4 protein-coding genes are annotated in these 2300 nt (G+C 60.6%); 2 read left to right on the top strand and 2 right to left on the bottom strand.

The features are described from left to right. Together BG842_RS00630 and BG842_RS00635 are read right to left on the bottom strand one after the other, a co-directional pair. Positions 1-1109 (bottom strand): permease (locus tag BG842_RS00630; RefSeq protein WP_069449258.1); only part of this gene is annotated, 1109 nt, incomplete at its 3' end. 250 nt (positions 1110-1359) lie between these two features. Next, positions 1360-1539, bottom strand: coding sequence for a hypothetical protein (locus BG842_RS00635; protein WP_007980579.1), 180 nt, complete (start codon positions 1537-1539; stop codon positions 1360-1362). A 63-nt stretch (positions 1540-1602) separates the two neighbouring features. Here BG842_RS00635 and BG842_RS00640 point away from each other — a divergent pair, with 63 nt between their 5' ends. Both BG842_RS00640 and fer read left to right on the top strand, forming a co-directional pair. Further along, positions 1603-1800, top strand: a complete 198-nt coding sequence (locus BG842_RS00640; protein ID WP_069449259.1) for a hypothetical protein — start codon at positions 1603-1605, stop codon at positions 1798-1800. Positions 1801-1900: 100 nt separating this feature from the next. After that, positions 1901-2290 (top strand): ferredoxin Fer, encoded by a 390-nt coding sequence (fer, locus tag BG842_RS00645; RefSeq protein ID WP_069449260.1) that lies wholly within the window; start codon positions 1901-1903, stop codon positions 2288-2290. The last annotated feature ends 10 nt before the right edge of the window (positions 2291-2300 follow it).

Genomic DNA, 2300 nt, shown 5'->3' on the forward strand with positions numbered 1-2300 from the left:
CCGCCCGTCGCGTTGTGCTTCGGAATCAGTCCCCCCGCGAGCCACGCGTAGTGGGTGGCGATACCGGCGAGCGTCGCCACCGCGAAGATGGAGACGAACAGCACCGCCGCCAACCGCTTGCCGTAGTATTTCCGGTACATATCCACGATGTGGGGGACGATGAGGTCGGCGTAGATGAACGACATGACGCCCCCGAACGGGATGCCCGCGTTCCACAGCACGAGCGCGAAGGGGACGTTCGCCACCGAGCAGACGAAGGTGATGACGCCGACCATCACGCCGATGGCCGCCCCGAGGACGACCCACGCGACGGTTCCCTCCGGGGCCAGCGTGAACAGTTGCGCCCACCACGACCGCGGGACGAAGGCGGCCAACAGCGAGGCCACGATGAACCCGACGATGAGATCGTCCCACAGCATCTCCCACTCGCCGATGGCGTTGCGGAAGGCGTTTTTCCATCCGGACACGGTGAGCAGTTTGTCCTTCCACGTCGCGTCCTCCCGTTGATTGACGAACGTCTCCTTGCAGGACTGCGAGCAGAAGTATTCCGTCCCTCCATCCGTTTCGACGCTGAGCGTGTCGTCGTCGTTCGGGTCCACTTCCATGCCGCACACCGGGTCGCGGACGGTGCCGCTCTCCTCGTCGCCCGACCGAACGTGGTCGCGGGCGGCCTCGAACCACGAGTCCGGAACGACGTACTTCGTGATGGCCGCGAGCACCAGAATCATCAGGATTCCGCCGAAGACGTCTGCGGCGACGAACTGCCACCCCAGCAGAATCCACATCACGAGGCCGATTTCGATGACGAGGTTCGTGCTGGCGAACTGGAACCCGGCGAAGGAGGCTTCGGGCGATGCCCCCTTCTTGAACAGCGATTTCGTGGTCGCCACGGCCCCGAACGAGCAACTGGACGAGAGGAACCCGAAGAAACTCCCGATGCCGATTTCTCGTAGTCCGCGACCGCCGAGCAGGTTCGTCATCCGCTCTTCGCTCACGAACGCCTGTACCGCCCCCGAAATGGTAAACCCGAGGACCAGCGCCCACCACGTCTTCCACGTCATTTCGCCGAAGAACGTGGCCGCGTCGGTCAGACTCCCTACGATGTTCATATCCGCTAGTACGGTTGCGAGCTTTTCTACGGTTGCGGCTAATAGCGAAAATCCACGCGCGTCCGGCGCGAATTCACGGATTCCGCGATTCAGCGCCAGAGACATCGAATTCTGCGGGGTTGGTCCCCATTCGAATCCCATTTCGATTACTCAGGGACGGTTATAGCCTTATCTTCCGAAACTCTCCTACTGACGAACCAAAATATCTGAGTACACGCCACGAGACTATCTCGGGATATTACCCCGTGTGCTACTGACGGATTTCCGCGCTCGTGTCCGCCATCAACCACTGGGCGTCCGCGTCGTCGGGGTTTCGAATCTCGACCCATCCGTTGTCACAGAACAGCATTTCGTACTCCGAATCTGACGGCGTGTCCGCCTCCGATGGCGTGTTCGCTTCCGACGACAGCTCTTCGTCTTCGGCCGCCATTTCAGATACCTCCACGGACCGCGTGTCGGTCGCCGCGGCGACGACGGAAAAAAGCACTCGGAAATGGCGGTTAACGTCCTCCCGGAGGAGCAAGAGGAAGTGGCGAAAATCGGTGAGGAAGAGCCACAGACCTTGAAAGCGAGGGACCTGTTCGACCCGTCCACGACCGGCCGCGTCATCGTCCTCTGGATTCTGACGCCCTCTATCTCCGCCGTCGCGTCGTATCTCCTGTTCGCCTTCGTCCCGCTTTCACCCGCCTGACGACGTTAATCTCGGTCAGCAGGCCAAATCGTTCCCGATTTATCACTATAGGCGGACGAAACAACAACTACTAACCATCCCCCGGACGAAACACCGAGTGATGCCTACCGTAGAATACCTCAACTACGAAGTGCTGGACGACCAGGGCTGGGATATGGACGACGACGACCTGTTCGAGAAGGCCGAAGACGCCGGTCTCGACAGCGAAGACTACGGCTCGCTCGACGTCAACGAAGGCGAATACATCCTCGAGTCCGCCGAGGCACAGGGCTACGACTGGCCCTTCTCGTGCCGCGCGGGTGCCTGTGCGAACTGCGCCGCCATCGTCAAAGAAGGCGAAATCGACATGGACATGCAGCAGATCCTCAGCGACGAGGAAGTGGAAGACAAGAACGTCCGCCTCACCTGCATCGGTAGCGCGGCGACGGACGAGGTTAGAATCGTCTACAACGCCAAGCACCTCGACTACCTGCAGAACCGCGTTATATAAGCGAATCTGG

Source organism: Haladaptatus sp. W1, assembly GCF_001723155.1.
Taxonomy (GTDB): Archaea; Halobacteriota; Halobacteria; order Halobacteriales; family Haladaptataceae; genus Haladaptatus; species Haladaptatus paucihalophilus.

Excerpts from the sequence above, each read along its gene's own strand:
- BG842_RS00635 (WP_007980579.1), bottom strand. The coding sequence starts at position 1,539 with ATGGCGGCCGAAGACGAAGAGCTGTCGTCGGAAGCGAACACGCCATCG.
- BG842_RS00640 (WP_069449259.1), top strand. The coding sequence starts at position 1,603 with ATGGCGGTTAACGTCCTCCCGGAGGAGCAAGAGGAAGTGGCGAAAATC.
- fer (WP_069449260.1), top strand. The coding sequence starts at position 1,901 with ATGCCTACCGTAGAATACCTCAACTACGAAGTGCTGGACGACCAGGGC.